The sequence below is a fragment of the Actinophytocola sp. genome, from assembly GCF_035762905.1.
Classification (GTDB): domain Bacteria; phylum Actinomycetota; class Actinomycetes; order Mycobacteriales; family Pseudonocardiaceae; genus DASYTH01.
Genome location: NZ_DASUCC010000136.1, coordinates 1 through 6,768, shown reverse-complemented (window position 1 = coordinate 6,768; position 6,768 = coordinate 1). Strand labels below are relative to the sequence as shown.

Here is a 6,768-nt window from a genome sequence, read left to right as displayed (position 1 = left end):
CCCGGCGACGAGGTGATCGTGCCGGCGCCGTACTGGACGACGTACCCCGAAGCCATCCGGCTGGCCGGCGGCGTCCCCGTCGAGGTCCTGGCCGACGAGACGCAGGACTACAAGGTGACGCCCGAGCAGCTCGAGGCCGCGCGCACCGAGCGCACCAAGGTGCTCCTCTTCGTCTCCCCGTCCAACCCCACCGGCGCGGTGTACACCGCGGACGAGATCCGCGCGATCGGGCAGTGGGTCGAGGACCACGGGCTCTGGGTGCTCACCGACGAGATCTACGAGCACCTCGTCTACGACGACGTCGAGACCGGGTCGATGCCGGTGCTGTGCCCGTTCCTCGTCGACAACTGCGTGGTCGTCAACGGCGTCGCCAAGACCTACGCGATGACCGGCTGGCGGGTGGGCTGGATGATCGGCCCTGCGGACGTGACCAAGGCGGCCGCGAACCTCCAGTCGCACCTGACCTCCAACGTGGCCAACGTCAGCCAGCGCGCCGCCCTGGCCGCGGTGTCCGGCCCGCTCGACGCGGTCGCCGAGATGCGCGCCGCGTTCGACCGGCGCCGGCAGACCATCGTCAAACTGCTCGGCGACATCCCGGGCATCGAGGTTCCGGTCCCGCAGGGCGCCTTCTACGCCTATCCGTCGGTGAAGTCGTTGCTGGGTAAGGAGATCCGCGGCCAGCGCACCGACACCAGCGTCGACCTCGCCGCCGTGGTGCTCGAGCACGCCGAGGTCGCCGTCGTCCCCGGCGAAGCCTTCGGCACCCCCGGCTACTTCCGCCTGTCCTACGCCCTCGGCGACGAAGACCTCGCCACCGGCGTCACCCGCATGGCCGACCTCCTGCGCGAAGCCCGCTGAGGTCGGTTCAGGGGCGGAGCAGGGCGGTGGCCTTGCCGAGGACGGCGCGGCCGCCGTGCCGGGCGGTGATGTCGACCCGGACGGTGCCGTCGTCGCGGCGCTCGGCGATCTTGCCGGACAGTTCGACCAGGGCGCCGGCGTCGTCGTTGGGCACCACGACCGGACGGGTGAACCGGACCCCGTACTCGACGACCGCGCCGGGGTCACCGGTCCACTCGGTCAGCAGCCGCGCGCCGAGCGCCATGGTGAGCATCCCGTGCGCGATCACGTCGGGCAGCCCGACCTCGCGGGCCAGCGTCTCGTTCCAGTGGATCGGGTTGAAGTCCAGCGCCGCCCCGGCGTAGCGGACCAGGTCGGCCCGGGTGATCCGGACCTCCAACGGGGGAAGCTGGTCGCCGACCGCCCCGGTCGCGACCGGGCTCTTTCGGCTCGCTCCGCTCACTCGGCCCTCCGGACCACCAGGGAGGCGCGCGCGGTGCACACCGGCTCGCCGTCCTCGGTGGCGATCTCCGCGCGGACGCTCAGAAAGTCGTTGCCCAGCCGGGTGGCCACATCCTCGATGTGGGCGGTCACGGTGAGCCGGTCGCCGGCCCGCACCGGTCGGGTGAAGCGGAAGCTCTGGTCGGCGTGCACCATCCGGCCGAAGTCCAGACCAAGCTCGGGGTCGTGGATGATCGAGTCGATGGCCCGGATGTTCACGATCGTGAGGAACGTGGGCGGGGCCAGCACGTCCTCGTAGCCGGCCGCCTTGGCCGCGTCGACGTCGAGGTGGATCGGGTTGGAGTCCCCGATCGAGTCGGCGAACTCCCTGATCTTCTCCCGGCTGACCTCGTAGACCCAGGTGGGCGGGTAGCTCCGCCCGCTGAACGACTGATCGAGCCCCATCGTCAGGCTGGCGCGGTCAGCGGGTTTCCTTGTGCGCGGTGTGCTTGCCGCAGTTCGGGCAGAACTTCTTGAGGCTCATGCGGTCCGGGTCGTTGCGCCGGTTCTTCTTGGTGATGTAGTTACGGTGCTTGCAGTCCTCGCACGCCATCGTGATCTTCGGTCGCACATCGGTGGCAGCCATGGTCGGACCTCCCTCTCGCTTGCCGTTCGGGTAGCGGTGGCCGGACTTGAACCGGCGACACAGCGATTATGAGCCGCTTGCTCTACCGACTGAGCTACACCGCCTCGACATGATTATGCCGCGGGGCCCGAGCCGAGCACCGCGACAGGATCACCGAGCCCCAATACGGAATCGAACCGTAGACCTTCTCCTTACCATGGAGACGCTCTGCCGACTGAGCTATTGGGGCGCGCTCGCGAGCAGCGCGAGCGTTGACGACTGTACACAAGCGGGTGGGGGTTGGGAAACCGGGTTTGCTACGAGATCAGGGTCAGCACGACCTCGTCACGTAGCCCCTGAGCAGGGGTGGTGCGGGCGGAAAGCCAGGCCTCGAGCCGGCGCTCGGACAGCGGCCGGGAGATCAGGTAGCCCTGGGCGACGTCGCAGCCCATCGCGGCGAGCTGGTCGCGAGCGATGTCCTCCTCGACCCCCTCGGCCACCACGGTCAACCCGAGCGAGTGACCCAGCTCGACGATCGACCGCACCACGGCCAGGTCGCCGAGATCGGAACCCATGCCGAGGACGAAGCTCTTGTCGATCTTGACCTCGTCCACCGGGAGCTGGCGCAGGTAGGCCAGCGACGAGTAGCCGGTGCCGAAGTCGTCGACGGCAAGCACCACGCCCAGCGTGTGCAACCGGCGCAGCACCGGGAGGGCGCGCTGCGGGTCGGCCATCACGCCGGACTCGGTCAGCTCGAGGGTCAGCAGCTCGGCCGGCACCCGGTGCTGCCGCAGGCGCTCGGCGACCCGGTCCGGGAAGTCCTGGTCGGACAGCGACCGCACCGAGATGTTCACCGCCACCGACAGCCGCAGGCCCGCGTCGATCCACTTGCGCGCCCGGACCAGCGCCTGGTCCATCACGAAGTGGGTGAGCGTGTCGACCAGCCCGGCCGCTTCGACCGCCGGCACGAACTCGTCCGGGTCCAGCGGCCCGAACTCCGGATGCCGCCAGCGCACCAGCGCCTCGACCCCGAGCAGCTGCCGGCTGGGCAGCGCCACCTTCGGCTGGTAGTGCACCTTGACCTGACCGGTCTCCAACGCCGCCCGGAACTGGCTGACCAGCTGGAACCGGCGCAGATAGATCTGGCCCATGCTGGGCAGGTAGGCGCGCACCCGCTCGCCGGCGGCCCGCGCCCCGCGCAGCGCCACGTCGGCGCGCTGCAACAGCGTGTCCACGTCCAGCGCGGTGGCCAGGTTGGTGTCGATCTCGGTGCCGCCCGGCCCACCGGCCACCGCGGCCGGCGAGGAGTACCCGGCCACGGAGCCGGCGTCCACGGTGAGCCGGTCCACCGGGTACGGCGCGGACAGCTCGGCGCAGAGCCGTTCCGCGGTGCCGTGCGCCTGTTCGAGGGTGGCGTCGACGAGCAGCGCGGCGAACGCGCCGCCCTCCAGCCGGGCCAGCGGCGCCTCGGGGCCGAGCGCGGCGCGCAGCCGGCGGCCGGCGGTGATCACCATCCGGTCGCTCCAGGCGTAGCCGAGCGCGTCGCTGATCGTGGGCAGCACGTCGAGGTCCAGCCGCAGCACCACGGACCGTGGCCGGTCCCGCAACTGCTGTCCGGCGGCCTGCCGGAACCCCGGACGGTTGAGCAGCCCGGTCAGCGGATCGTGGTACGCGTCGTGTCGCAGCGTCGCCAGCAGCCGGCGGTTGTCGATCGCGGTGGCCAGGTGGCTGGCCATGGTTTCGACCATCCGGAGGTCGGCCTGGCCGAACCCGCGCCACCGGGACAGCTTGTCGTGCACCTCCACCACGCCGAGCAGGTGACTGGCACTGCGCAGCGGCACCACCAGCGCCTCCTCCACCCCGCGCCGGTCCAGCGCCTGGCGGAGCTCCGCGGTGGTGTCGTCGCGGCGCAGGTGGCGCACCTTCGAACCGGGCAGCCGCAGCAGCGGGTCGGCGCGGGCGCCGGTGACCTCGAGCGCGGCGGCCTCGTCCGGCAGCGGATCGCCGGACGTGAACGTCATCATCGGGCCCTGGATCCACAGCTGCAGCCGCATGACCACGCGGGCGGCGCCGAGCTGGTCCTTGATCCGGTGCGCGATCCCCTGCCACTCGGCGTCGTTCACCACTTCGGCGGTGTCCTCGAGGCCGCTGGCCGGGCGGGCCGCGGCCTGGTGTCCGGACCGGGCCACGATCAGGCTGACCTCGGACAGTGCCTCCAGATCACGCTGCTCGCGGACCAGCCCGGAGTAGGCCAGGTACAGCACGGTCAGACCGCCGAGCGCGACCAGGACCAGCGGCCAGCCGGTGTCGATCCGGGTGGCCACCTCGAAGCCGGCCACGCCCACCGAGGCGTTGACCACGCCGATCACCAGGGTGCGGGAGACGAGCCGCAGCGCGGCGCCGACCCGCATCCCGCGGCCGAGCACGTGCATGGCCAGAACGGCGAGCAGGGTGCTGGACAGCGGGGCGGCCAGGGCGCCGGCCAGCACGCCGAGCCAGGCCGGTCCGGAGCCGCCGAGCAGCATGTTGACCAGTGCCGTCACCGAGAACGCGCTGGCGATCTCGATGATGAACACGCCGGTGTTGTAGATCATCCGATCCTGCACCCGGCGGGCCAGATAGGTGCCGACCGCGGCGGCCAGGTGGGCGGCGAGCACCACCTGGAACGGCGCCACGAACAGGCCGATCACCAGCGGGATCTCGGTGAACGAGATGGTCCAGGACACCCCGCCGCGGGCGTCGACGTTCACCGCGAGCAGCTCGGCGAGCAGGAAGCCCACGGCGAGCAACGCGCCGATCCAGAGCCACTTCGGGTCCGGCTCCATCGGCTGCCACCAGGACACCAGCGCGGCGGCGGCCAGGGCGAAGAGCAGCACGACAACGGAGAAGACGGCGAACCGGCGGCGGTAGCGCCCGTCCTCAGCGGTCGTCCGCTGCGGCTCGGCGACGTTGCTCGTGCCAGGCAGTTCCGGCATGAACACCTCCTCGGGCCGCTCCGGTCCGAGCACACTCGACACGCAACGGCGGGCTGCGGATGGCGCCCCCCGGCCGGGCACGTCACGGTCGCGCTACTGTACCCCGCCCGGTCGCCGGTGCCGACTGTTCCGACCGGGTGCGCGACCGCGTCCGAACGGCCCAACGGCGCCCGTCACCTGCGAAGATCCAGTTCCGCGGGCAGGTTCAGGAATTGCCCAACACTTGCCACTTCTGCCCGGAGGGCCGGCAGCGCCCGCCGGGCGATCGTGGTGAACGGCTCGACCGCGACGACCAGCCCGTTGCGCCGGCGCACCTGCCGCCAGGTGCCGACCGCCCGGCCGCCGTCCAGCACCGCCGGCATGATGAACCCGCCTCCGGTCTGAATCCGCCGGTCGAACCGCTCCGGCACGGCGAGCCGGCGCTTGTGATAGCCGAGCAGGTAGGTGTCGAAGTGCCCGAGCAGCCGCACCCCGTTGTGGCCCGGGGCGTCCAGTTCGGTTCCGGCCAGCACGAACGCCGGTTCGCCGCCGGCGCTGACCGGCGCGAGCTCGGCGTCGATGTCGGCGAACGCCTGCCGGCACCGGCCCACCGGCAGCCCGGACCACGAGGCGAGGTCCCCGGCGGTGGCCGGCCCGTATCCGGCCAGGTAGCGCCGGGCCAGCCGGGCCATCGCCGCGTCCTCCGGCAGCACATCGCCCGCCTCCTCGATCCAGTCGCGGACCAGCACGTACGTCGGCTCGTCCGCCGCGGTTTCCGGCCCCCGGCAGATCACCCCGGTCATCGCGGCATAGCCGAGCAGGTGCGCCGGCGCCTGGCTCTTCGGGTCCAGCACCACCCCGTGGTCGGCGATCCGCTCGACCAGCTCGGCCCGCTCGAGTTTCCCGGCTTCGCCGAGCACCGCCCGCACCGCTTCGACACCCCGCGCGCAGGTGTCCTGGTCCAGCCCGAGCGCCCGCCTGCGTCCGGCAAGGCCCTTGGCGAAGTACGGCCCCAACAGCCCGACCAGCCACCCGTGGTCCTCCGCCGCCAGCATGTGCAGGGTGCCCCGCATGGCCCAGGTCCGCACGACCCGCCGCCGCGCCACCGCCTGGTCCACATCGGACGCCGTGAGCCCGATGGTCCGCGCCCGCACCGCCAACCGGCTCGCCCGCACGTCCTGCGCCTGCAACCCCACCACCCGCCGCACAGCATCGAGCACGCTCGTCGCCGGGTCGTCACCAAGACCCTGGGCCCGCACCCGCGCGGCCCGCACCCCACCCGCCGTCAGCGCTCGCACGCCCGCGACGCTAGCCACCCCCACCGACGATCCCGGCTCGAACAATTTCACCCGTTCGAGTGGTCCGCGGCACCGTCCGTCCGCAACACTCAACCCATGAGAAACAAGGTGCTGCTCATCCTCGGCATCATCGCCATCCTCGTCGGCGGCATCTGGACCCTCCAAGGCGCCGGCGTCATCGGCGGCAGCTTCATGAGCGGCTCCCAAACCTGGCTGATCATCGGCCTCATCGTCGCCATCCTCGGCATCATCCTCATCTTCGAAGCCACCCGCGCCCGGCGCCGCCGCACCTGATTCACGAGCCAGGCGGCGTGCCACGGTGACGGAAGACCGTCGTGCGGTGCCACTCGAAGCAGGGTTCGGACCGCGCCGACGAACGAACTCCGGTAGCCGCAACCCTTTCCCACGCCTGCCGCCGCCCCGCCTTCGGCTTCACCCCGTTATCGGCACCATGGATGCGCACGCCGACACGTACTTCAACCTGATCAACGGGCCTGGACCAGACCAATCCGCTACCCGCTTCGGGACTCAGTCCCTTAGGAAACGGTGGAATTGCAGTGATGGTGGCGGGTGAAGGATTCGAACCTCCGAAGCTTTCGCGGCTGATTTACAG

At 71.3% G+C, this 6,768-nt stretch carries 7 protein-coding genes and 2 tRNA genes; 2 read left to right on the top strand and 7 right to left on the bottom strand.

Features of this window, described 5'->3' with window-relative positions; translation table 11 throughout:
- Positions 1-858 (top strand): pyridoxal phosphate-dependent aminotransferase (locus VFV67_RS29315; RefSeq protein WP_326473912.1); only part of this gene is annotated, 858 nt, incomplete at its 5' end.
- 7 nt (positions 859-865) lie between these two features.
- Here the strand turns inward: VFV67_RS29315 and VFV67_RS29310 are convergent.
- From VFV67_RS29310 to VFV67_RS29280, 7 genes are all read right to left on the bottom strand, one after another.
- On the bottom strand, positions 866-1,300 hold the full coding sequence (locus VFV67_RS29310; RefSeq protein WP_326473911.1) for a MaoC family dehydratase: 435 nt from the start codon (positions 1,298-1,300) through the stop codon (positions 866-868).
- Positions 1,297-1,743, bottom strand: a complete 447-nt coding sequence (locus VFV67_RS29305) for a MaoC family dehydratase N-terminal domain-containing protein (protein ID WP_326473910.1) — start codon at positions 1,741-1,743, stop codon at positions 1,297-1,299. Before VFV67_RS29305 ends, VFV67_RS29310 begins: the two co-directional genes overlap by 4 nt.
- 16 nt (positions 1,744-1,759) lie before the next feature.
- The gene (gene rpmG / locus VFV67_RS29300; protein WP_326473909.1) at positions 1,760-1,924 is read right to left on the bottom strand and encodes a 50S ribosomal protein L33; all 165 of its coding nucleotides are present in this window, start codon (positions 1,922-1,924) and stop codon (positions 1,760-1,762) included.
- Positions 1,925-1,955: 31 nt separating this feature from the next.
- A tRNA-Met gene (locus tag VFV67_RS29295) sits at positions 1,956-2,028 on the bottom strand.
- A gap of 52 nt (positions 2,029-2,080) precedes the next feature.
- Positions 2,081-2,153, bottom strand: a tRNA-Thr gene (locus VFV67_RS29290).
- Between the two features lie 67 nt (positions 2,154-2,220).
- Entirely contained in the window at positions 2,221-4,878 is a 2,658-nt protein-coding gene (locus VFV67_RS29285) for a putative bifunctional diguanylate cyclase/phosphodiesterase (RefSeq protein ID WP_326473908.1), read from the bottom strand.
- Between the two features lie 173 nt (positions 4,879-5,051).
- Positions 5,052-6,155, bottom strand: coding sequence for a winged helix DNA-binding domain-containing protein (locus VFV67_RS29280; protein ID WP_326473907.1), 1,104 nt, complete (start codon positions 6,153-6,155; stop codon positions 5,052-5,054).
- A 96-nt stretch (positions 6,156-6,251) separates the two neighbouring features.
- Here VFV67_RS29280 and VFV67_RS29275 point away from each other — a divergent pair, with 96 nt between their 5' ends.
- Positions 6,252-6,449 carry a hypothetical protein gene (locus tag VFV67_RS29275; protein WP_326473906.1) on the top strand — a complete coding sequence of 66 codons (198 nt, stop codon included), beginning with the start codon at positions 6,252-6,254 and terminating at the stop codon, positions 6,447-6,449.
- Positions 6,450-6,768: the final 319 nt, after the last annotated feature.

Coding starts and splice junctions, on each gene's coding strand:
- VFV67_RS29305 (WP_326473910.1), bottom strand. CDS start 1,743: ATGGGGCTCGATCAGTCGTTCAGCGGGCGGAGCTACCCGCCCACCTGG.
- VFV67_RS29275 (WP_326473906.1), top strand. CDS start 6,252: ATGAGAAACAAGGTGCTGCTCATCCTCGGCATCATCGCCATCCTCGTC.
- rpmG (WP_326473909.1), bottom strand. CDS start 1,924: ATGGCTGCCACCGATGTGCGACCGAAGATCACGATGGCGTGCGAGGAC.
- VFV67_RS29285 (WP_326473908.1), bottom strand. CDS start 4,878: ATGCCGGAACTGCCTGGCACGAGCAACGTCGCCGAGCCGCAGCGGACG.